This is a genomic window from Pseudomonas sp. EB271-G4-1 (assembly GCF_058791355.1).
Genome location: NZ_JBYTEO010000030.1, coordinates 51668 through 74285 on the forward strand (window position 1 = coordinate 51668; position 22618 = coordinate 74285).

Here is a 22618-nt window from a genome sequence, read left to right on the forward strand (position 1 = left end):
AAAAAAAAACCCCCCCCCCCCCCCCCCCTCCTACAGGGTTCTGGTCAGCTCTGGCTCTTGAGGAGGCGGCCCAGGGTCTGCAGTGCCTCATCGATCCTCGGTGAATACGGCGCTCCACAGCCGATGCGCACAAAATTCGTGAAACGCTTGGCGTTGGAAAAGATATCCCCAGGTGAAATCTGGATGCCGAGGCTCAGCGCATCATGAAACAGCCCCATGGACGAATGCCGAGCCGGCAACTCCACCCATAGCAAGGTGCCGCCCTGAGGGTGGGTCACTCGGGTGCCCTCGGGAAAATAACGCATGATCGCCCCGCTCATTTGCTCGCGCTGCTGGGTCAGGGTTTTTCTCAAGCGACGCAGGTAGCGTTCGTAGGAGGGCGTACCCATGAATGCACTGACGGCCAGTTGCGACAGCTTCTCGCAGCCACGGGTTTGCGTGTGCTTGAGCATTTCCACGCGATCGTGCCATTTGCCAGCGCTGATCCAGCCCAGGCGCAGGCCCGGGGCGAGGGTTTTGTTCAGCGAAGCGCAATAGATCACATTGTCGGTGCGGTCCCAGTGCTTGAGGGTGGACAGCGGTTGCTCGGTGTCCACCAGGTCACCGTAGGTGTCGTCCTCGATCAGCACCGTATCGTGCTCGGCACAGAGCTTCACCAGCCGTGCCTTGTGGGTGTCGGGCATGATGCTGCCCAGCGGATTGTGCAGGTTGGGCATGACGATCAGCGCCTTGATTAGCTCTGGCCCTTGCAGCAGGTGTTCAAGGGCCGGCAGGTGAATCCCGGCATGGGTCGAGGCCGGGACTTCCAGCACCCGCAGGTTCAGGCTTTCGAGAATTTGCAGCAGGCCGTAGAAGGTCGGTGACTCCACGGCCACGGTATCGCCGGGACGGGTCACGGCACGCAATGCCAGGTTGATCGCTTCGGTGGCGCCGTGAGTGATCACAATGCGTTCGGCCGTCAGGTTGGTTTTGACGGTCAGCATCCGGCGGGCAAGGACGTTGCGCAGTGCACTGTTGCCGCAGGTCGAACTCGTGGTATCGAACAGATGCTGGTCCAGGCGCAACGCCTTGATCATGTTGTCCTGCAAGGTCTTGAGCGGATAGAGCTGCGGCGCGCAATAGGCACTGGCGAAATTGACCTTCACCGTGGCGCGCTGGCTGGCCTTCAGGACCGAGGAAACCTTTTCATGGATGCCCACGTAGACCCCACTCTCCAGTGCCGGGGGGTGGGCGATCGGCTTGGGTCCGGGCGCAGTGTCGGGCTGGCGAATGTAGTTGCCGGAGCGCGGTCGGGCTTCCAGCACGCCATGGTCTTCGAGCTCCCGACAGACTTGTACGGCGGTGGACAGGCTGACGGCGTGTTTTTCCATCATCAGGCGAATCGAGGGCAGGCGCTCGCCGGTCTTCAGGGTGCCGCTGCGGATTGCGTCCAGGTAGTGGTTGGCCAACTGACGGTACAGGGGTGGCGTGTTCATGATGACCTCAGCAGTCGCACCACTGAGGTCTTGGGCTGGAAAGTGAGTTGACGCTCCCCGCAGGCGGCCCCGTGGTGCAGGTGGGTGAAGGGAAGTGTTTCTCTGGCCTTGATACTGGAACACTAAACGCGGTTTTGCAGGAATCGCGGGCAATAAAAAGCCCCGCACGGGGGCGGGGCTCTGGGGATGCTGGCGGGGCTTACTGGGCGGCGATGCTGTAGCCGTCGAAGGCGGTCTGCTGTTGCAGGGCGGTGATGATGTTCTTGCGGTTCACGGCCTGTTCGGCGCCCTGGTTGTCCAGGAACGTTTCGCTTTGCAGCTCTGCCTCGTCGCCTTCGCCAACGAAGCTGAAACCGAGGAACTCAAGGGCTTCACGGTCGACGTTCAGGCGCGAGCGTGGGGTGCGCAGCGGCAAGGTGACGCTCATGCCGTCCTTGCTGATGGTGAACACTTCGACTTCTTTTTTCGCCTTGGCGGCTTTGCTCTTGCCGCCGCTCGGGCTGCTGATGGCCTGGTGCGTCTGGTTCAGCACCTTGAGGGCCAGGCCGTAGACGATTTCCTGGAAAGCCGGGTCGTCCTTGAAACTGGACAGGATGCGGCTGATCGGGAATTTGCTGCTCAAGTCTTCGAGGGCGGCGATGTCGGCGGCCTCGGCGTCCTTGAGTTGCTTGAGCTCACCCATCAGTTCGTAGGCTTTATCGTCGTCGAAGCTGTCATGGGCCTGGCGGATCGCGGCGCGTAGCTCGCGGATCTGCTCGCTTTCGCGGGTGGACTGGAAAGCGTCCAGGACCATCTCGCTGATGGTCTTGGCCTGGGGCACATGCTGTGAAAGATTGATGGAGTTTTCGTATTCCGCTTTGGACGACAAGGTGACTACGGATTCAGCGGTGTTGGAATCGGACATTGAAATTTCACTACTTCTTTGAACTTGAATAGGGGCGAGAAAGCCCGGAGGCTTTTTCAGGCCGACTAATCTATTGGACCGGGAAGCGGTTGTCACGGTCAACGGGCGGATGAGTTCAAGAGAGAGGCGGGAATCCTTGTAGGAGCTGCCGCAGGCTGCGATCTTTGAAGGCTTACATCGAAGCCTGGCGCACCTGCTTCTCCAGTTCGGCCTTCAACCCTGGCGCCAGCTTGAGTTGCCGCGCCAGCTCATCGAGGTAGGACTTCTCCATGAAGCTCTCCTCATCCACCAGCATCACACTGGCGATGTACATCTCGGCAGCCATTTCCGGGGTGCTGGCGGCGCGGGCGACATCGGCCGGATCCAGTGGCTTGTTCAGTTCCGCGTGAAGCCAGTGTTGCAGCTCCTGATCGTTGTCGAGCTTGCTGAACTCACCTTCGATCAGCTCGCGTTCGCGCGCGTCAATATGACCGTCTGCCTTGGCCGCGGCCACCAGGGCCTTGAGAATCGCCTGGCTGTGCTGCTCGGCTTGCGCCATTGGCAGGCGATCCAGGGTTTGCGGTTCGGTCTTCGGGGCCGTGCCCTGCTGGGCTTGCCAGTTGCCGTAGGCTTTGTAGGCCAGCACGCCCAATGCGGCGAGGCCGCCATAAACCGCGACCTTGCCTCCGACCTTGCGCGCCTTCTTGTTACCCAGCAGCAGGCCCATGGCCCCGGCGGCGAGGGCCCCGCCGCCCGCACCGGAGAGCAAGCTGCCGATGCCACTGCTCGCCCCCTTGTTCTGCGCCGCACCGGTATTTTTTTGCAACAAATCCTGGCCAGACTTGAGCAGTTGGTCGAGCAATCCACGGGTGATCATTTTCCGCCTCCACAAAAGGGTTTAACCGGACACTAAGGCCATCAGCCTAAATCGAAAGTGCCCGGCGCCCCCGGTGAGTTTGCTTCCAGATGTTGCTGGGAAAGAGCTCCTGCCAGTGCTTGTCCCATTACTGCCCAGAAGCCCATCGAAAAAAAAGATATACACTGCATAAAATCTATAAAAACCGCTTACCTGGTACGGCCTCATGATGACCCTGCGTCAAATCCGGCACTTCATTGCGGTGGCCGAGACCGGTTCGATCTCTGCCGCCGCGCAAACCGCGTTCATTTCACAATCCACCCTGACCCTGGCGATCCAGCAGCTCGAGCAGGAGATCGGCGTTGGCCTGTTCAATCGCCACGCCAAGGGCATGACCCTGACCCATCAGGGGCATCAGTTCCTGCGCCAGGCGCATTTGATCCTGGCCACCGTGGACAATGCCAAGCGCAGCCTGCAACAAAGCACCGACCAGGTGGCCGGGCAATTGATCGTCGGCGTGACCAGCCTGGTCGCCGGTTACTACCTGGCGGACCTGCTCACGCGTTTCCAGCGCGCCTACCCCAACGTCGAAATCCGCGTGATGGAAGACGAACGCCCCTACATCGAACATTTGCTGGTCAGCGGCGAGATCGATGTAGGAGTGCTGATCCTTTCCAACCTTGAAGACCGTCACGCCTTGCAGACCGAAGTGCTGACCCATTCACCCCATCGACTGTGGTTGCCGGCCCAGCATCCGCTGCTGGAACACGACAGCATCAACCTCGCCGACGTGGCCCGCGAGCCGCTGATTCAATTGAACGTCGATGAAATGGATCGCAACGCCCAGCGCATGTGGACAGCCGCTTCCCTGCAACCACGCATCACCCTGCGCACGGCCTCGACCGAAGCGGTGCGTAGCCTGGTGGCGGCCGGGCTGGGTGTTTCGATCCAGCCCGACATGACTTATCGCCCGTGGTCGCTGGAGGGCGACATCATTGAAGCGCGGCCGATTGCCGACCTGAGCCAGACCCTCGATGTCGGCCTGGCCTGGCGCCGCGGCACTGCGCGCCCGGCCTTGGTGGACCCGTTCCTGACCGTCGCTCGCGAGCAACCCCACGGCGGGCGCAAGCCATCTATTTAATCGAACGCCACCTTCAGTATTTAGAATTTGTCGACCTCGGGTCTGCGCACTAGTCTTGTCATATGTATATAAGACGGCCAGCCCCAGTCACAGGGAGCAGCATGGCCACACAAGAAAAGAGAACCCGAAGAATGGCTGGCGCACAGACCCCGTTGTTCACCGCATTGTTGATCGAAGGTGAATTAGTCGCAGGGCAAGGCCGTGTCGAGGCGATCCTCAACCCGGCCACCGGCGAAGTGTTGACGCACATCGCCGAAGCCAGCACCGAACAAGTCGAAGCCGCTATTCTCGCCGCGCACCGCGCCTTCGCCGGCTGGTCGCGGACCACGCCGCAGCAACGCTCGAACCTGTTGCTCGATATCGCCAACGCCATCGAAAAAAACGCCGACCTGCTCGCCCGCCTCGAATCCCTCAATTGTGGCAAGCCGTTGCATCTGGCGCGTCAGGACGACCTGAGCGCCACGGTCGATGTGTTCCGTTTTTTCGCTGGCGCCGTGCGCTGCCAGACCGGCCAGCTCAGCGGCGAGTACCTGCCGGGCTACACCAGCATGGTGCGGCGCGATCCGATTGGCGTGGTTGCTTCGATTGCGCCGTGGAATTACCCGATCATGATGGCGGCGTGGAAAATCGCCCCGGCCCTGGCCGCCGGCAATACCCTGGTGTTCAAGCCCTCGGAGCACACGCCCCTGTCGATCCTGGCCTTGGCCCCGGCGCTGGCCGAGATCCTGCCGCCTGGCGTGATCAACATTGTTTGCGGTGGCGGCGAAGGCGTCGGCAGTCATCTGGTCAGCCACCCCAAGGTGCGCATGGTGTCGCTGACCGGCGACATCGTCACCGGGCAGAAAATCCTCCAGGCCGCGGCAAAGACCCTCAAGCGCACACACCTCGAACTGGGCGGTAAAGCCCCCGTGATTGTCTGCAACGATGCCGACATCCAGGCGGTGGTCGAAGGCGTGCGCACCTACGGCTACTACAACGCCGGGCAGGATTGCACCGCCGCTTGCCGGGTGTACGCCCAGGCCGGCATTCACGATCGCCTGGTGGCCGAACTCGGCGCGGCGGTCAGCAGCCTGCGTTTCGCCGGTAAACGCGATGCCGACAACGAAATCGGCCCGTTGATCAGCACCCGCCAGCGCGACCGCGTGGCCAGTTTCGTCGAACGCGCCCTCGGCCAGCCGCATATCGAACGGGTGACCGGCGCGGCGGTGCATTCCGGCGCCGGCTTCTATTACCAACCGACGTTGCTCGCCGGTTGCAAGCAAGGCGATGAAATCGTCCAGCGCGAAGTGTTCGGGCCGGTGGTCACCGTGACCCGATTCGATCAGCTGGAACAGGCGGTGGATTGGGCCAACGACTCGGAATACGGCCTGGCCTCGTCGGTCTGGACGCAGAACCTGGATAAGGCGATGCAGGTTGCCGCGCGGTTGCAGTATGGCTGCACCTGGATCAACAGCCATTTCATGCTGGTCAGCGAGATGCCCCACGGCGGGCTCAAGCGTTCGGGTTATGGCAAGGACCTGTCCAGCGATTCACTCCAGGACTACAGCGTGGTGCGGCACATCATGGCACGCCACGGGCAGCATCTCTGACTACGCTAATAACAAGCCGTTAACGGCATGCTTCACCACGTTCACCACTGCCCCGACCATAATTTGAAGAAGAGGGAAACCCCATGTTCGTGCACAAGACCGCACTGCTCAGTGCCATCACCCCCTTACTGCTGGCCAGTGGCGTGTTTGTCCAGGCCGCCGAGCCATTGAAGGCCGTCGGTGCCGGCGAAGGCCAGCTGGATATCGTCGCGTGGCCTGGCTACATCGAACGTGGCGAAAGCGACAAGGCCTACGACTGGGTGACCGGTTTCGAGAAAGAAACCGGCTGCAAGGTCAACGTGAAAACCGCTGCGACCTCCGATGAGATGGTCAGCCTGATGGCCAAGGGTGGTTATGACCTGGTGACCGCGTCGGGCGATGCCTCGCTGCGCCTGATCGTCGGCAAGCGCGTGCAGCCGATCAACACGGCGTTGATCCCGAACTGGAAGAACCTCGATCCGCGCCTGAAGGATGCGCCGTGGTACGTGGTCAACAAGCAGACCTACGGCACCCCGTACCAGTGGGGGCCGAACGTGTTGATGTACAACACCAACGTCTTCAAGACCGCGCCCGACAGCTGGGGCGTGTTGTTCAACGCGCAGAACCTGCCGGACGGCAAGCCGAACAAGGGCCGCGTGCAGGCCTATGACGGTCCGATCTACATCGCCGACGCAGCGCTGTACCTGAAATCCGCCAAGCCGGAACTGGGCATCCAGAACCCCTACGAACTGACCGAAGCGCAATACAAGGCCGTGCTCGATCTATTGCGCGCCCAGCAGCCGTTGATCCACCGCTACTGGCACGACACCACCGTACAGATGAGTGACTTCAAGAATGAAGGTGTGGTGGCGTCCGGGGCCTGGCCGTATCAGGTCAACGGCCTGATCAATGAGAAACAGCCGATCGCCTCGACCATCCCCAAAGAAGGCGCCACCGGGTGGGCCGACACCACCATGATGCACACCGATGCCAAGCACCCGAACTGTGCCTATAAGTGGATGGACTGGTCGCTGCAACCGAAAGTCCAGGGTGACGTGGCGGCTTGGTTCGGTTCGTTGCCGGCGGTACCGGCAGCGTGCAAAGAGAGCGAACTGCTTGGCGCCGAAGGCTGCAAGACCAACGGCTTCGACAACTTCGACAAGATCGCCTTCTGGAAAACCCCGCAGGCCGAGGGCGGCAAATTCGTGCCGTACAGCCGCTGGACCCAGGACTACATCGCGATCATGGGCGGCAGGTAAGCCCTCTTAAGATCAAAAGATCGCAGCCTGCGGCAGCTCCTACCGCGACCGCAGGCACCGCAGATTCGGTGCCTTCTGCAAATCCTGTAGGAGCTGCCGAAGGCTGCGATCTTTTCGATGCCACAACCGATTCAGATTTTTTAGAAAGCGCGCCTTTTTGGAGCACCGCACCATGACGCTTGCAGTCCAGTTCACCAACGTTTCCCGTCAGTTCGGCGAAGTGAAAGCCGTTGACCGGGTTTCCATCGACATCCAGGACGGCGAGTTTTTCTCCATGCTGGGGCCTTCCGGCTCAGGCAAAACCACCTGCCTGCGCCTGATCGCCGGTTTTGAACAACCGAGCGCGGGTTCCATTCGTATTCATGGCGAGGAAGCCGCCGGCCTTCCGCCTTACCAGCGTGATGTGAACACCGTGTTCCAGGATTACGCGCTGTTCCCCCACATGAACGTTCGCGACAACGTCGCCTACGGCTTGAAAGTCAAAGGCGTCGCCAAGGCCGAACGCCTCAAACGCGCCGAGGAAGCCCTCGACATGGTCGCCCTTGGCGGCTACGGCGAGCGCAAGCCGGTGCAACTTTCCGGTGGCCAGCGCCAGCGTGTGGCCCTGGCCCGTGCCCTGGTGAATCGCCCACGGGTGTTGCTGCTCGACGAACCGCTCGGCGCGCTGGACCTGAAGTTGCGCGAGCAGATGCAAGGCGAATTGAAGAAGCTGCAACGCCAGCTGGGCATCACCTTCATTTTCGTCACCCACGACCAGACCGAAGCGCTGTCCATGTCCGACCGCGTCGCCGTGTTCAACAAGGGTCGCATTGAACAGGTCGATTCGCCGCGCAACCTGTACATGAAACCTTCGACCACCTTCGTCGCCGAATTCGTCGGCACTTCCAACGTGATTCGCGGTGACCTGGCGAAGCAGTTGAGCGGCAATCCCCAGCCGTTCTCGATTCGCCCGGAACACGTGCGCTTCGCCGAAGGCCCGTTGGCCAGCCATGAGATCGAAGTCAGCGGCCTGCTGCACGATATCCAATACCAGGGCAGCGCCACCCGCTACGAATTGAAGCTGGAAAACGGCCAGACCTTGAACATCAGCCAGGCCAACAATCAATGGCTCGACACCAGCGCCCAGCACCAGACCGGGCAACGCCTGAGGGCACGCTGGGCCCGTGAAGCGATGATCCCGCTGCACGACACCCTGACAGGCGGGGTGTGACATGAGCACCCTGGCTGTTCCTCATTCCTCGTCGGGCGGCTCGGCGTTGCGCAGGTTTTCCAACCTGCTGTACCGCCGGCCGAACCTGTACCTGTCGATGCTGCTGGTGCCGCCGTTGCTGTGGTTCGGCGCCATTTACCTGGGTTCGTTGCTGACGTTGCTGTGGCAAGGTTTCTACACCTTCGACGACTTCACCATGGCGGTCACCCCTGACCTGACCCTGGCGAACTTCGCCGCGCTGTTCCAGCCATCGAACTTCGACATCATCCTGCGCACCCTGAGCATGGCGATTGTCGTGTCCATCGCCAGCGCCATCGTCGCCTTCCCGATTGCCTACTACATGGCGCGCTACACCTCGGGTAAAACCAAGGCATTTTTCTACATCGCCGTAATGATGCCGATGTGGGCCAGCTACATCGTCAAGGCCTACGCCTGGACGCTGCTGCTGGCCAAAGGCGGCGTAGCACAGTGGTTCGTGCAGAACCTGGGGCTTGAATCGTTATTGCAGTTTGTGCTGGGCATCCCGGGGGTCGGCGGCAGTACCTTGTCGACCTCGCACCTGGGGCGCTTCATGGTGTTCGTCTACATCTGGCTGCCCTTCATGATCCTGCCGATCCAGGCCTCGCTGGAACGCCTGCCACCGTCACTGCTGCAAGCGTCCGCCGACCTCGGCGCCAAGCCGCGCCAGACCTTCATGCAGGTGATCCTGCCGCTGTCGGTGCCGGGTATTGCGGCAGGCTCCATCTTCACGTTCTCCCTGACCCTGGGCGATTTCATCGTGCCACAACTGGTCGGCCCGCCCGGCTACTTCGTCGGCAGCATGGTGTATGCCCAACAAGGTGCGATCGGCAACATGCCAATGGCTGCAGCCTTCACCCTGGTGCCGATCGTGCTGATCGCCATCTACCTGTCCATCGTCAAACGACTGGGGGCCTTCGATGCACTCTGACAAAGCATCCCTGGGCTTGCGTATCGCCGCCTGGGGCGGGCTGGTGTTCCTGCACTTCCCGATCCTGATCATCTTCCTGTATGCCTTCAACACCGAAGACGCGGCGTTCAGTTTCCCGCCCAAGGGTTTCACCCTGAAGTGGATCGGCGTGGCGTTCTCACGGCCCGACGTACTGGAAGCGATCAAGTTGTCGCTGCAGATCGCGGCCATTGCCACGTTGATTGCCATGGTGCTTGGCACGCTGGCGTCGGCGGCGCTGTACCGACGGGACTTTTTCGGCAAGCAAGGTATCTCGTTGATGCTGATCCTGCCGATTGCCCTGCCGGGGATCATCACCGGTATCGCATTGCTGGCGACGTTCAAGACACTGGGCATCGAGCCGGGGATGTTCACCATCATCGTCGGCCACGCGACCTTCTGCGTGGTGATCGTCTACAACAACGTCATCGCCCGCTTGCGCCGTACCTCCCACAGCCTGATCGAAGCCTCGATGGACCTCGGCGCCGATGGCTGGCAGACCTTCCGCTACATCATCCTGCCGAACCTCGGCTCGGCGCTGCTGGCCGGCGGCATGTTGGCGTTCGCGCTGTCATTCGACGAGATCATCGTCACCACCTTCACCGCCGGCCATGAACGCACCCTGCCGCTATGGCTGCTCAACCAGCTCAGCCGCCCACGGGACGTGCCGGTGACCAACGTCGTGGCGATGCTGGTGATGATGGTGACGATGCTGCCGATCCTCGGTGCCTATTACCTGACCCGGGGTGGTGAGAGCGTGGCCGGTAGCGGCGGGAAGTAACTGATTACAAACCTGTAGGAGCTGCCGCAGGCTGCGATCCTTTGATCTTGCTTTTGAAGATCAAGATCAAAGGATCGCAGCCTGCGGCAGCTCCTACAGGGGCCGGTTTCTGCAGATAAAAATAATTAGCTTTGAAGAGGACGATGTCATGCAAACCCAACTTTTGATCAACGGCCAACTGGTCAATGGCGAAGGCCCCGCCCAACCGGTGTTCAACCCGGCGCTAGGGCGCGTGCTGGTGGAAATCAACGAGGCCAGCGAAGCCCAGGTCGATGCCGCCGTGCGCGCCGCCGATGCCGCGTTCGACAGCTGGTCGCAGACTCCGCCCAAGGAGCGTTCGCTGCTGCTGCTCAAACTCGCCGACGCCATCGAGGCCCACGGCGAAGAGCTGGCCAAGCTCGAATCGGACAACTGCGGCAAGCCCTATAGCGCCGCGCTTAACGACGAGATCCCGGCGATTGCCGACGTGTTCCGTTTCTTCGCCGGCGCCAGCCGTTGCATGAGCGGCTCGGCCGGCGGCGAATACCTGCCCGGCCACACCTCGATGATCCGCCGCGACCCGGTCGGGGTGATCGCCTCCATCGCGCCGTGGAACTACCCGCTGATGATGGTCGCCTGGAAAATCGCCCCGGCCCTGGCCGCCGGCAACACCGTGGTGCTCAAGCCCTCGGAACAGACGCCGTTGACCGCGTTGCGCCTGGCGCAACTGGCAGCGGAAATCTTCCCGGCTGGCGTGCTCAACCTGGTGTTCGGCCGTGGTCCTACTGTCGGCAGCCCGCTGGTCACCCATCCGAAAGTGCGCATGGTGTCGCTGACAGGTTCGATCGCCACTGGCGCGAACATCATTTCCAGCACCGCCGACAGCGTCAAGCGCATGCACATGGAACTGGGCGGCAAGGCCCCGGTGATCATCTTCGACGACGCCGACATCGACGCCGCGGTCGACGGCATTCGCACCTTCGGTTTCTACAACGCCGGTCAAGACTGCACCGCCGCCTGCCGCATCTATGCCCAGGCAGGCATCTACGAGAAATTCGTCGAGAAGCTCGGCGCCGCCGTGAGCAGCATCAAGTACGGCTTGCAGGACGATCCATCGACCGAACTCGGCCCGCTGATCACCGCGCAACACCGCGACCGCGTCGCCGGCTTCGTCGAGCGTGCCGTGGCACAGCCGCACATCCGCCTGGTCACCGGCGGCAAGGCCGTGGAAGGCAACGGTTTCTTCTTCGAACCGACGGTGCTGGCCGATGCGCAGCAGGACGACGAGATCGTGCGCCGCGAAGTGTTCGGGCCGGTGGTGTCGGTGACCAAATTCAGTGACGAGGCACAGGTGCTGGGCTGGGCCAACGATTCCGACTACGGCCTGGCGTCCTCGGTGTGGACCGCCGACGTCGGCCGCGCCCATCGCCTGTCGGCGCGCTTGCAGTACGGCTGCACCTGGGTCAACACGCACTTCATGCTGGTCAGCGAAATGCCCCATGGCGGGCAGAAGTTGTCGGGGTATGGCAAGGACATGTCGATGTATGGGCTGGAGGACTACACCGTCGTGCGGCATGTGATGTTCAAACACTAACCCCTTGTAGGAGCGAGCATGCTCCGGGCGGGTTTCCGACGATGGAGGTCAACGATAACGCGGGGAACCTGACGCCCCGCGGTGCCCTCCGGTTTCTCGCGAGCATGCTCGCTCCTACAGTACAGCGATGATTTCACCACGGTTTCAAGGTCGAAACCGGCATTACGCACCACTGGTTTCAAACACAACAATAACCACCGATCCGGGCAGCGCCTCCACGGCCCTGCCACGGCTTCGGACATCCGAAATCTGCCGATTTTCCGGAGAAACACACATGACTGCATCACCCGATCTCTCTACCGCCGTCGTCGACAGCGACGCCGAGCAACTGCGAAAACTGGGTTACACCTCCAACTTCAATCGCAGCATGAGCTTGTGGGAAAACTTCGCCCTGGGCTTCACTTATCTCTCGCCGGTCGTAGGGGTTTATACCCTCTTCGGCCTGTGCCTCGCCGCTGGCGGGCCGCCGATGTTCTGGGCCTATCTGCTGGTCGGTTGCGGCCAGTTGCTGGTGTGCCTGATCTTTGGTGAAGTGGTGTCGCAGTTCCCGATTTCCGGTGGCGTGTACCCGTGGGCGCGTCGCCTGGTGGGCAAGCGCTGGGCGTGGATGGTCGGCTGGATCTACTCCATCGCCCTGTGCGTCACGATTGCCGCCGTAGCCGTCGGCGCCGGCCCGTACCTGGCTGCCATGCTCGGTTTTGAACCGAGCAACAACACCAATATCGTCATTGCCCTGGTGCTGACGCTGTTTGCCACCCTGATCAACCTCAGCGGCACCAAGGTACTGGCGCGCATTGCCATGTTCGGCTTCCTCTGTGAACTGGTGGGTGCAGTGATCGTCGGCGTTTACCTGCTGGTCTTCGAGCGCCATCAATCAATTGGCGTGCTGTTCAACACCTTCGACATCAGCGTCGATGGTTCATACCTGCCGGCCTTCCTCACCGCCTCGCTGGCGGGTATGTTCCTCTACTACGGCTTCGAGGCCTGCGGCGACGTGGCCGAAGAAACCCCGAACCCGAGCAAGAAGATCCCGGTGGCCATGCGCATGACCATCTACATCGGCGGCATTGCGGCAATGTTCGCCTGCCTGGCACTGATCCTCGCCGTGCCAGACATGCAAGCGGTGATCGACGGCACCGACAAGGACCCGGTCGGCACCATCCTCAACAACGCTTTCGGCCCCGTGGGCTCGAAGATGGTGATGGGCGTGGTGATGATTTCCTTCATCTCCTGTGTCATCAGCCTGCAAGCGGCGGCGAGCCGCCTGTTGTACTCCTACGCCCGAGATGAAATGGTCATCGGCAGCCGACTGCTGAAGAAGATATCTCCGACCACCCAGGTTCCGGTTGCGGCGCTGTTCGTGTCCGGCGTCCTGCCAGCGCTGATCATCATCCTCGGCTTCTTCCTGCAGGATGCAGTCGCCACCATCGTCAGCTTCGCCGCCATCGGCATCTACCTGGCCTTCCAGATGATCGTGCTTGCGGCGCTGTATGCCCGCCTCAAAGGCTGGAAGCCCAGCGGCCAATTCACCCTCGGCGCCTGGGGCTGGCCGGTGAACATCTGCGCGCTGGTCTATGGCGTCGGCGCAATCGTCAACATGGCCTGGCCACGGACGCCGGATGCGGCGTGGTACATCAACTACGCCATGGTCTTGAGCACCACCATCGTCATTGGCCTGGGGTTGCTCTACATGTGGATCGCCAAGCCGTATGACCACGGCACAGCGCCTGCGGGGGATGCGTGGAAGGTTAGTCGCTAATGGAAATTGCCCCGGTGCCAAAAGACACCGGGGCAACCAAACGCTTTTAGCGGTCAAGCATTTCGAAACAGTTCCTGGCATCCCGTGGATGTATCCCCAGCTAGAGTTTCCCTACCACGCAAGTGGTACTGGTTGACGATAATCGCTGCAAGGCCTAGGGTGTTTACGTCGTTTACAGCGTATACATCTTTAGGAGAGCCACCATGGCCTCGCCCGTTTTGTCGTTTCGTGTCGAAGAACTCCTGGCCCAACAACTGGATCAGCTAGCGGCTGCCACCGACCGCGACCGTCAGTACCACCTCAAGCGTGCATTGGTTCGATATGTAGAAGCCGAGTCATGGCATCTGCAAGCCATAAGCGACGGCATATCCGATGCCGATGCTGGAAAACTGACCGACCTGGACGCCGTGAAGGCTAAGTGGGAAAAACGTGCCGAGCGTAGTACTGACTGAGAAAGCCGAAAGCGACCTGGACGCCATCCATGAACATTACCGAGAGGTCGTAGGCGCGGGTACTGCCATCGAGATCATTTCCACCATGCTGCAATGTTTCCGGCAGTTGGAACAGTTCCCCGGCTCAGGCAGGCCTTCTATCATGCCTGATGTACGAGAATTGGTACTTGGTCGTTATCCCTTCATTGCGCCGTATCGATTTGCCAATGGCCAGGTACAGGTGTTGAGGGTGCTGCATCAGCGTTCTGAACGTTCTCAGGATTGGTAAAGGGAGAACGTCCAGCCGCGACAGGATTGCCGCGACTGGATGTTCCATTTCTTCAAAACCGCGAAACACTGCGCATCGCATCCACCAGATAACGCATCGCAATGCGATCACTCTCCGACAACTCGCGATAGCGCTCCACCAACTTCATCTCCTCGTTATTGAGCCGACGTCTCCGCCGGCCAGTAGATAGGCACGCAAAGATTCCCAGGATTTCGGTGATGCCTTGTACTTTCGACATGGACGATGTCCTTCTCTACGTCAAAGAAAACTTCAGATATTGCATCGCCCTACCCTTTTCAGTAGCACCCTGTGTCCACTGAAGCCCACCGGCCCGAAGGGCAGAAACCGGTCATGCCCATAGAATAGAAATTATCTGGGCGCTGAAAAGGGCTTTTTAGAGTAATTAGTCGAAAAAAGCGTAAATGCCCTATAAATCAGAAACCCCTGTCGGAAACGTTAACCGACATCTCTTGTTTCATTGCCGCGCCATCGTCACGCCATCAATCATTTTTGCTGCGCAACCGAACGGTTTAAGCTATCCCTTATCTGTTTTAAGGCAGTTGCGTTTGGCCGAAGGCATGTCCGAACCGAAATTTTTGATCCAGCAGTGCCAGGAACGGCGCGGGATCGTTCACGACAGGTTGTACTTATGCATCGCAGGAATTTGCTAAAAGCCTCCATGGCCATCGCCGCCTACTCCGGTTTGTCGGCCACCGGCCTGCTCGCTGCCGGTGCCTGGGCAAGCAATGGCACAGCGGACGGCGAAGCCCAGGCGTTCGACTTCGAAGCGCTGAAGGTCCAGGCCAAGCAACTGGCCAGCAACCGCTACCAGGATACCAAGCAGGTGCTGCCGCCCACCCTGGCGACCATGACCCCGCAGAATTTCAATGCCATTCGCTATGACGGCAAGCATTCGTTGTGGAATGACTTGAATGGCCAGCTGGATGTGCAGTTTTTCCATGTCGGCATGGGTTTCCGCCAGCCGGTGCGCATGTACAGCGTCGATCCCAAGACCCACATGGCCCGCGAAGTGCATTTCCGCCCTTCGTTGTTCAATTATGAGAATACGTCCGTCGACACCCAGCAGCTCAAGGGCGACCTGGGCTTTTCCGGGTTCAAGCTGTTCAAGGCGCCGGAACTGGACAAACACGACGTGGTGTCTTTCCTCGGCGCCAGCTATTTCCGAGCGGTAGACGCCACTGGCCAGTACGGCTTGTCGGCCCGCGGGCTGGCAATCGACACCTATGCGAAGAAGCGCGAAGAATTCCCCGACTTCACCAAGTTCTGGTTCGAGACGCCAGACAAGGACAGCACGCGCTTCGTGGTCTACGCCTTGCTCGATTCTCCGAGCGCGACCGGCGCCTACCGTTTTGACATCGATTGCCAGGCCGAACGCGTGGTGATGGAGGTCGACGCCCATGTCAACGCGCGCACCGCCATCGAACAACTGGGCATCGCGCCGATGACCAGCATGTTCAGCTGCGGTACCCACGAGCGCCGTATGTGCGACACCATTCACCCGCAAATCCACGACTCCGATCGCCTGGCGATGTGGCGCGGCAATGGCGAGTGGATCTGCCGCCCGCTGAACAATCCGGCCACCCTGCAATTCAACGCCTTCACCGACAAGGACCCGAAAGGTTTCGGCCTGGTGCAGACCGATCATGAATTCGCCAGCTATCAGGACACCGTCGATTGGTACAGCAGACGCCCGAGCCTGTGGGTAGAACCGACGACCGCGTGGGGCGAAGGCTCTATCGATCTGCTGGAAATTCCTACCACCGGCGAGACACTCGATAACATCGTTGCCTTCTGGACCCCAAAAAAACCGGTCGCCGCCGGCGATTCACTGAACTACGGCTACAAACTCTACTGGAGCGCCCTGCCGCCTGTCGGCACGCCCTTGGCACGGGTCAACGCAACCCGTTCAGGCATGGGCGGTTTCACTGAAGGCTGGGCGCCGGGCGAACACTACCCGAAGGTCTGGGCCCGACGCTTCGCCGTGGATTTCAACGGTGGCGGCCTGGATCGCCTGCCGCCAGGCACGGGCATCGAACCGGTGGTCACCTGTTCCAACGGCGAGGTGAAGGACTTCAACGTGCTGGTGCTCGATGACATCAAGGGCTACCGCATCACCTTTGACTGGTATCCGACCAACGACAGTGTCGAGCCGGTGGAGCTGCGCCTGTTCATTCGCACCAATGACCGGACGCTGAGTGAAACCTGGTTGTACCAGTACTTCCCGCCAGCACCGGACAAGCGCAAGTACAGCTGACGGAAAAAAAAAGCAAAAGATCGCAGCCTTCGGCAGCTCCTACAGGGGATCGTATTCCTCTGTAGGAGCTGCCGAAGGCTGCGATCTTTTGATCTTGAAAAACCTCACTCAATCCCGCAAATCCGACTCATGAATGGGTTGGTCACGATGGGTCGCGCGGTGATATTGCGCCGGCCAAATGGCTTTGCGCCCACCCAGGTCATCGTCGGCATGCAATGCCCAATAAGGATCACGCAACAGCTCACGAGCGAGGAAGATGATGTCGGCCTGGCAGGTGCGCAGGATATGTTCGGCCTGTGCAGGCTCAGTGATCATTCCTACCGTACCGGTAGCGATGCCTGACTCCTTGCGCACACGTTCGGCGAAGCGGGTCTGATAACCCGGACCCGTGGGGATTTCCGCGTTGACGGCCGTACCGCCTGACGACACGTCGATGAGGTCCACACCCAAGTCCTTAAGGCGTCGCGCCAGCTCGACGGTTTCATCCGGGTTCCAGCCATCCTCCACCCAGTCGGTGGCGGACACCCGCACGAACAGCGGTAATTCTTCGGGCCAGACCTTGCGCACCGCTTCGGTGACCTGCAAGACCAGGCGAATGCGGTTTTCGAATGAACCGCCGTACTGGTCACGCCGCTGATTACTCAGGGGCGAAAGAAACTGGTGCAGCAGATAGCCATGAGCCGCATGCACTTCGACCACCTTGAAACCGGCGGTCAACGCGCGCTTCGCCGAGTCGACAAAGGCCTGGATGACGTCAGCGATCTCGCCTTCGTCCAGCTGCTTGGGTTGTGTGTGTTGCGGATCAAAGGCGATTGGCGACGGGCCAACCGGCAACCAGCCGCCCTCGTCAATCTTTACGCTGCCATGCTTGCCGAGCCAGGGTCGATAGGTACTGGCCTTACGCCCTGCGTGGGCCAGCTGGATGCCAGCAACGGCGCCTTGAGCGGCAATGAAACGGGTGATGCGTTGCAAGGGTTCGATTTGTTCATCGTTCCACAGGCCAAGGTCCTGGGCGGTGATTCGCCCGTCGGCCGTGACTGCCGTGGCTTCCGTAAAGACCAGTCCGGCGCCGCCGACGGCGCGACTACCGAGGTGGACCAGGTGCCAGTCATTGGCCAGGCCATCGACGCTCGAATACTGGCACATTGGCGATACCGCAATGCGGTTGAGCAGGGTCAATTGACGAAGAGTGTAGGGTTCAAGCAGCAGACTCATGGGGCACCTCTCAAATCAGTGGGCAGGCTCCAGGGTTCTGTTTGAATAGTCGACGAGTGACATGAAAGGGATGCAGCACCCGCCCCCGCGGGCAAAAAATTGACAAGACGTCACAAGGATAATCAAGCAGTGCTTTAGAGCCTAGTCGACATCGGGGGATGTCGCCCCTCCCTGTAGGAGCGAGCATGCTCGCGATGGGGTCCCAGTCACCGCGGGGTGTCAGGTAGCCAGCGTCATCGTTGGCGACCATCGCGAGCATGCTCGCTCCTACAGTGCCAGGGGTTCAACGCGGTTCAATGTGGGCGATCATCAGTTGCACGGTCTCATTGCCGCGAAACTCGTTGACGTCGAGTTTGTAAGCCAGCTCCACCCACTTGATGGTCGGGTTTGGCCAGACCTCACGGTCGATCCCGAAGGCAATGCCATCGAGCTTGACCGAGCCGCACTCGCTCCTGAGCACCACCTTGAGGTGGCGTTCACCGACGACACGCTGCTCGACCAACTGAAACACGCCATGAAACAGTGGCTCCGGGAAGTGCTGGCCCCAAGGCCCGGCGTGGCGTAATGCACGGGCCAGTTCGAGGTGGAATTCTTCGACCGCCAGAACCCCGTCCGACAGCAAGCGCCCGGTCAGGTCTTCGTCGCGCAGTTGCCGACGCACTTCGGCGTCGAAAGCTTCGGCGAACAACGGAAAATTTGCTTCTGGCAGCGTCAGGCCAGCGGCCATGGCATGACCACCGTACTTGGTGATCAGGTTCGGATGCTGCGCCGCCACCACGCTCAGGGCATCGCGAATATGAAAGCCCTGTACCGAACGCCCCGAGCCCTTGAGCAACCCGTCGCCGGCATCGGCGAAGGCGATGGTCGGACGGAAATAACGTTCTTTCATGCGCGAGGCCAGGATGCCGATGACGCCCTGATGCCATTCGGGATCGAACAGGCACAAACCGAATGGCATCGATTCCACCGGCAAATCCTTGAGCTGGGCCAACGCTTCACGCTGCATGCCCTGCTCGATGGATTTACGGTCCTGGTTCATTCCGTCCAGTTGCGTCGCCATTTCCCGCGCCAGCGCCACGTCTTCGGTCAGCAGGCATTCGATGCCCAGGCTCATGTCATCCAGTCGCCCGGCGGCATTGAGGCGCGGACCGACGATAAACCCCAGGTCGGTGGAGGTGATGCGCGCATGATCACGCTTGGCCACTTCGAGAATCGCCTTGATCCCCGGCCGGGCACGTCCGGCGCGTATGCGTTCCAGGCCTTGATGCACCAGGATGCGGTTATTGGCATCCAGCGGCACCACGTCGGCCACGCTGCCCAGCGCCACCAGATCGAGCAATTCGCCGATGTTCGGCTGCGGCTTGCTGGCGTACCAGCCGAGTTCGCGCAAACGCGCGCGCAAGGCCATCAGCACATAGAAAATCACCCCGACGCCGGCCAGCGCCTTGCTCGGGAACGTGCAACCGGGCTGGTTCGGATTGACGATGGCATCGGCCAGCGGCAGTTCATCGCCCGGCAAATGGTGGTCGGTGACCAACACGTTGAGCCCGGCCTTTTTCGCCGCGGCCACGCCTTCGACACTGGAAATGCCATTGTCCACGGTAATCAGCAACTGCGGCTGACGCTCCAGGGCCACCGCAACGATTTCCGGGGTCAGGCCGTAGCCGTAGTCGAATCGGTTGGGCACCAGATAGTCGACATGCGCCGCACCCAACAGACGCAAGCCCAAGGTGCCCACGGTACTGGCGGTGGCACCGTCGGCATCGAAGTCGCCAACGATCAGGATCCTCTGGCGCTGCTGGAGTGCGGTCACCAGCAGATCCACCGCTGCCTCGATGCCCTTGAGCTGCTGGAACGGAATCAGCCGTGCCAGGCTTTTGTCCAGTTCGGCTTCGGATTGCACGCCCCGCGCTGCGTACAGCCGGGTCAGCAGCGGTGGAATATCACCGAGAAATGGCAGGGTGTCGGGCAGCTGGCGAGGTTCGATGCGCATGGGGTGACAGGGGCTTCTCTTCAATACGTAGGATAAAACCGGTGAGGCAGCGACTGATCAGCCGCGTTCGCCCAACAGCCACTGCAACTGGACTTCATGCTGGCCGCGGTCGTCGGTGACGAAAATCGTCCCTTCGCTGATCATCACGTCCCACTTGATCACCCGGGGCATGTCTTTGGCCAGGGTTTCCAGGACTTCCTGAGGGACCGCCGCGATGTTGACGTTTTTCAGGTTCTTGATCGCCGGGATCACCTTGCCTTCCCAGACGCGCAGGCTGCCATAGGCCAGCAGGCTGGTGCGCTCGGTGCGGCGCGAGCACCAGGTCAGGCGATCGGCGTCGGGTTGACCGACTTCGATCCAGTGCAGGACGCGGTCATCCAGGCTCTTCTCCCACAACGCCGGTTCATCCACGTCCGACAGGCCACGGCCGAACGACAGTTGCTCGTTGTACCAGAGGGCGTAGGCCAACAGGCGCACGGTCATGCGCTCTTCGGTTTCCGAAGGGTGGCGGGCGATGGTCTGCTTGACGGACTCGTAGACGCTGCGATCGAGGTCGGTGAGGTTCAGTTCAAACTTGTAGGTCGTGGACGGCTGGGCCATGAACGGGCTTCTTGATACGTGGAAAGGCGGCAAGTCTAACCGATGCAGCCACCAATCAACGAATAGAAGGCGATCTCCCTTGGGCGCCTGACAGTCGGCTATGTTAAAACTCTGTACTCGCTCAACCTTTGTCCAACAGGAGCCCGCATGCCGTCCTCTGCCAAACCGCTCTCAGGTCTGAAAGTCATCGAATTGGGTACCTTGATCGCCGGCCCGTTCGCCTCGCGCATTTGCGCTGAATTCGGTGCCGATGTGGTCAAGGTCGAATCGCCGGACGGCGGCGATCCATTGCGCAAATGGCGCAAGTTGTACGAGGGCACCTCGCTGTGGTGGTTCGTCCAGGCTCGCAATAAAAAATCGCTGACGCTCAACCTCAAGCATCCGGACGGCCTGGCGGTCCTGAAGAAACTGCTCAGTGAAGCGGACATCCTGATCGAGAACTTCCGCCCCGGCGTACTGGAAAAGCTTGGCCTGGGCTGGGACGTCCTGCATGCATTGAATCCAAAGCTGGTCATGGTGCGGCTCTCGGGCTTCGGCCAGACCGGCCCGATGAAGGATCAACCCGGGTTTGGCGCGGTCGGCGAATCCATGGGCGGCCTGCGCTACATCACAGGGTTCGAGGATCGGCCGCCGGTGCGCACCGGGATTTCCATCGGTGATTCGATTGCCGCGCTGTGGGGCGTGATCGGTGCCCTCATGGCCCTGCGTCACCGCGAGGTCAATGGCGGTCAGGGACAAGTGGTGGACGTGGCGCTGTACGAGGCGATCTTCGCCATGATGGAAAGCATGGTGCCGGAGTTCGACGTGTTTGGTTTCATCCGCGAGCGCACCGGCAATATCATGCCGGGTATTACGCCTTCATCGATCCACACCAGTGCCGATGGCAAGCATGTGCAGATTGGCGCCAATGGCGATGCGATCTTCAAGCGCTTCATGCTGCTCATTGGTCGGGAAGACCTGGCCAACGATCCGCTGCTGGCCAGCAACGACGGCCGCGACAGCCGTCGCGACGAAATTTATGGGGTCATTGATCGCTGGGTCAATTCGCTGCCCCTGGACACCGTCATCGAGCGCTTGAACCAAGCCGACGTACCGGCCAGCCGGATCTTCAGCGCCGAAGACATGTTCAGCGATCCTCAGTACCTCGCCCGGGAAATGTTCCTGCAGGCCAAGCTGCCCGATGGCAAGGACTTCAAGATGCCAGGGATCGTGCCGAAACTCTCAGAGACACCCGGTGATTGTGAATGGGTCGGGCCGCAACTGGGTGAGCACAATGCCCAGGTACTCCAGGAACTTGGCTATGACGCGTCGCAGATCACACAACTGCGCAAAGACGGAGCCATCTGAGCTCAAGCGTTTGTTTGCGCGACTCATCAAGCCCGGCCTGCTGTTGGCCGGGCAGCGCCTGGGCGCATTGGCGAGCCTGGCCCTGATCGTTACGCTGGCCTCGCCGGTGTCGGCGCAGCCCAAGGAATCCCTGGTCTGGCTGAAACGCGATCTACCGCCGCTGTTCATTTTCAACGGGCCGGAAAAAGGCCAGGGGGTCATCGATCAATTGCTGCGGCAGCTGATCGCCGGCATGCCGCAGTACCGGCACAGCGTGATGAAGGTCAATCGTGCCCGTGGCTTGCAAATGCTTCACGAACCGTCCCTCACCTGCGACGCAGCGTTGAACTGGAGCAAGGAACGCGAAAGCTGGATCGCATTTTCCCTGCCGGTCTTTCGCGCCATGAGCAATGGCCTGGCCGTGCGCAGCAACGAGCGGGAGGTACTGACGCCGTTCCTCAAGGATGGTGAGGTGGACCTGGCGGCCCTGTTGGCCACCGGCAACGTGACCTTGGGCATTGTTGCCGAACGCAACTATGGCGAATACCTTGACGCCCTGCTCAAACAGGCGCCGGGCAAGGCGCTGACCCTTCATTACGGCAACGACGCCTTGGGCAGCCTGCTGCAAATGCAACGCCTGGGACGCCTGCAGTTGCTGTTGGGCTATCGCCCGGAAATTCGCTACCAGGCGCGACAACAAGGGATCGCCGAAGAGGAGCTGCAGTTCTATCCGGTTCGTGGCACCGGCAGATACCTGTCCGGCTACATCGGCTGCACCAATACGCCCCTGGGGCGGCAGGCGATCATCGAGATCAACCAATTGCTGCGTGCCCTGCCCCGAGACCATTTGAGCGAGGCGTATGCCGGCTGGCTCGACCCGCAAAGCCGTACCGACTACCTGCGAGCAGCCCGGGAATTTTTCGAGCATCAGGACGGCTACTGACAATTGCCAGGCAAAAAGAAACCCCGAGAAGTGGGGAGACGACTCGGGGTTAAACGTGGTCTTTCAAAGACCAG

At 60.7% G+C, this 22618-nt stretch carries 20 protein-coding genes; 13 read left to right on the forward strand and 7 right to left on the reverse strand.

Features of this window, described 5'->3' with window-relative positions:
• Positions 1–44: 44 nt before the first annotated feature.
• The 3 genes from AC3WWR_RS16670 to AC3WWR_RS16680 form a co-directional block, all read right to left on the reverse strand.
• Positions 45–1475 (reverse strand): aminotransferase-like domain-containing protein, encoded by a 1431-nt coding sequence (locus AC3WWR_RS16670; RefSeq protein ID WP_020796834.1) that lies wholly within the window; start codon positions 1473–1475, stop codon positions 45–47.
• 199 nt (positions 1476–1674) lie between these two features.
• Positions 1675–2379 carry a hypothetical protein gene (locus AC3WWR_RS16675; RefSeq protein ID WP_020796833.1) on the reverse strand — a complete coding sequence of 235 codons (705 nt, stop codon included), beginning with the start codon at positions 2377–2379 and terminating at the stop codon, positions 1675–1677.
• A gap of 172 nt (positions 2380–2551) precedes the next feature.
• Positions 2552–3235 (reverse strand): tellurite resistance TerB family protein, encoded by a 684-nt coding sequence (locus AC3WWR_RS16680; protein ID WP_033043252.1) that lies wholly within the window; start codon positions 3233–3235, stop codon positions 2552–2554.
• Between the two features lie 205 nt (positions 3236–3440).
• Between AC3WWR_RS16680 and AC3WWR_RS16685 the strand changes: the two genes are divergently transcribed.
• From AC3WWR_RS16685 to AC3WWR_RS16730, 10 genes are all read left to right on the forward strand, one after another.
• A complete protein-coding gene (locus tag AC3WWR_RS16685; RefSeq protein ID WP_020799666.1) occupies positions 3441–4355 on the forward strand; it encodes a LysR family transcriptional regulator in 915 nt (304 codons plus the stop codon).
• Positions 4356–4486: 131 nt separating this feature from the next.
• Positions 4487–5944 (forward strand): gamma-aminobutyraldehyde dehydrogenase, encoded by a 1458-nt coding sequence (locus AC3WWR_RS16690; RefSeq protein ID WP_008058707.1) that lies wholly within the window; start codon positions 4487–4489, stop codon positions 5942–5944.
• Between the two features lie 83 nt (positions 5945–6027).
• A complete protein-coding gene (ydcS, locus tag AC3WWR_RS16695) occupies positions 6028–7182 on the forward strand; it encodes a putative ABC transporter substrate-binding protein YdcS (protein ID WP_020799667.1) in 1155 nt (384 codons plus the stop codon).
• 172 nt (positions 7183–7354) lie between these two features.
• Positions 7355–8392, forward strand: coding sequence for an ABC transporter ATP-binding protein (locus tag AC3WWR_RS16700; RefSeq protein ID WP_492598892.1), 1038 nt, complete (start codon positions 7355–7357; stop codon positions 8390–8392).
• A 1-nt stretch (position 8393) separates the two neighbouring features.
• Positions 8394–9341 (forward strand): ABC transporter permease, encoded by a 948-nt coding sequence (locus tag AC3WWR_RS16705; RefSeq protein WP_020799669.1) that lies wholly within the window; start codon positions 8394–8396, stop codon positions 9339–9341.
• Positions 9331–10140, forward strand: a complete 810-nt coding sequence (locus AC3WWR_RS16710) for an ABC transporter permease (RefSeq protein ID WP_020799670.1) — start codon at positions 9331–9333, stop codon at positions 10138–10140. The genes AC3WWR_RS16705 and AC3WWR_RS16710 overlap by 11 nt, the downstream gene beginning before the upstream one ends.
• A gap of 148 nt (positions 10141–10288) precedes the next feature.
• Positions 10289–11713 (forward strand): gamma-aminobutyraldehyde dehydrogenase, encoded by a 1425-nt coding sequence (locus AC3WWR_RS16715; RefSeq protein ID WP_083348304.1) that lies wholly within the window; start codon positions 10289–10291, stop codon positions 11711–11713.
• 274 nt (positions 11714–11987) lie between these two features.
• Positions 11988–13472, forward strand: a complete 1485-nt coding sequence (locus AC3WWR_RS16720) for an APC family permease (protein ID WP_020795661.1) — start codon at positions 11988–11990, stop codon at positions 13470–13472.
• Between the two features lie 203 nt (positions 13473–13675).
• Positions 13676–13924: a CopG family ribbon-helix-helix protein gene (locus tag AC3WWR_RS16725; RefSeq protein WP_020795660.1), complete on the forward strand. Its 249-nt coding sequence runs from the start codon at positions 13676–13678 to the stop codon at positions 13922–13924.
• Positions 13902–14192, forward strand: coding sequence for a type II toxin-antitoxin system RelE/ParE family toxin (locus tag AC3WWR_RS16730; RefSeq protein WP_020795659.1), 291 nt, complete (start codon positions 13902–13904; stop codon positions 14190–14192). Before AC3WWR_RS16725 ends, AC3WWR_RS16730 begins: the two co-directional genes overlap by 23 nt.
• Before the next feature lie 52 nt (positions 14193–14244).
• Here AC3WWR_RS16730 and AC3WWR_RS16735 read toward each other — a convergent pair whose 3' ends face one another.
• A complete protein-coding gene (locus tag AC3WWR_RS16735) occupies positions 14245–14430 on the reverse strand; it encodes a hypothetical protein (protein ID WP_020795658.1) in 186 nt (61 codons plus the stop codon).
• A 411-nt stretch (positions 14431–14841) separates the two neighbouring features.
• On the opposite strand from AC3WWR_RS16735, the gene AC3WWR_RS16740 reads away from it, so the two are divergent.
• Positions 14842–16467, forward strand: coding sequence for a glucan biosynthesis protein D (locus AC3WWR_RS16740; RefSeq protein ID WP_020795656.1), 1626 nt, complete (start codon positions 14842–14844; stop codon positions 16465–16467).
• Positions 16468–16575: 108 nt separating this feature from the next.
• Here AC3WWR_RS16740 and AC3WWR_RS16745 read toward each other — a convergent pair whose 3' ends face one another.
• The 3 genes from AC3WWR_RS16745 to AC3WWR_RS16755 form a co-directional block, all read right to left on the reverse strand.
• A complete protein-coding gene (locus AC3WWR_RS16745) occupies positions 16576–17682 on the reverse strand; it encodes an NADH:flavin oxidoreductase/NADH oxidase (RefSeq protein WP_020795655.1) in 1107 nt (368 codons plus the stop codon).
• A gap of 283 nt (positions 17683–17965) precedes the next feature.
• Entirely contained in the window at positions 17966–19675 is a 1710-nt protein-coding gene (gene recJ, locus AC3WWR_RS16750; RefSeq protein WP_151140581.1) for a single-stranded-DNA-specific exonuclease RecJ, read from the reverse strand.
• A gap of 57 nt (positions 19676–19732) precedes the next feature.
• The gene (locus AC3WWR_RS16755) at positions 19733–20275 is read right to left on the reverse strand and encodes a YaeQ family protein (protein WP_008057823.1); all 543 of its coding nucleotides are present in this window, start codon (positions 20273–20275) and stop codon (positions 19733–19735) included.
• 147 nt (positions 20276–20422) lie between these two features.
• On the opposite strand from AC3WWR_RS16755, the gene AC3WWR_RS16760 reads away from it, so the two are divergent.
• Both AC3WWR_RS16760 and AC3WWR_RS16765 read left to right on the forward strand, forming a co-directional pair.
• Positions 20423–21622 (forward strand): CaiB/BaiF CoA transferase family protein, encoded by a 1200-nt coding sequence (locus AC3WWR_RS16760; RefSeq protein ID WP_454866599.1) that lies wholly within the window; start codon positions 20423–20425, stop codon positions 21620–21622.
• Positions 21576–22544, forward strand: coding sequence for a TIGR02285 family protein (locus tag AC3WWR_RS16765; RefSeq protein WP_454866598.1), 969 nt, complete (start codon positions 21576–21578; stop codon positions 22542–22544). Before AC3WWR_RS16760 ends, AC3WWR_RS16765 begins: the two co-directional genes overlap by 47 nt.
• Positions 22545–22618: the final 74 nt, after the last annotated feature.